This is a genomic window from Colwellia marinimaniae (assembly GCF_002207865.1).
Lineage (GTDB): Bacteria > Pseudomonadota > Gammaproteobacteria > Enterobacterales > Alteromonadaceae > Colwellia > Colwellia marinimaniae.
Genome location: NZ_BDQM01000157.1, coordinates 1 through 352 on the forward strand (window position 1 = coordinate 1; position 352 = coordinate 352).

Genomic DNA, 352 nt, shown 5'->3' on the forward strand with positions numbered 1-352 from the left:
GGATAGAGGTTGGGGGCGGCCTATGGCATAACCCTGAGCATAGTTAATCCCTATCTCTTGCAATTTATCGATAATATCTTGATTCTCCACAAATTCAGCAACAGTCTCTATGCCCATAACAACACAAACATCGTGGATAGATTTAACGATGGCGTAGTCTTTCGCATTAGTGGCTAAGTTTTTCACGAAGCAACCATCTATCTTCACATAGTCGACAGGCAGCTCCTTGAGGTAGCCATAGGAGGCGAAGCCACTACCAAAATCATCTAACGCGAAAGAGAAACCCAGTTTTCTCAGATATGCAAGCATATCCATGGCCCGATTTCGGTTCTGAATTGCACTGGTCTCGGTG

1 protein-coding gene is annotated in these 352 nt (G+C 44.9%); it reads right to left on the bottom strand.

Annotated features, from left to right (window positions below; all coding sequences use genetic code 11):
- On the bottom strand, positions 1-352 hold a 352-nt coding region (locus MTCD1_RS18685), incomplete at both ends, for an EAL domain-containing protein (RefSeq protein WP_143760156.1).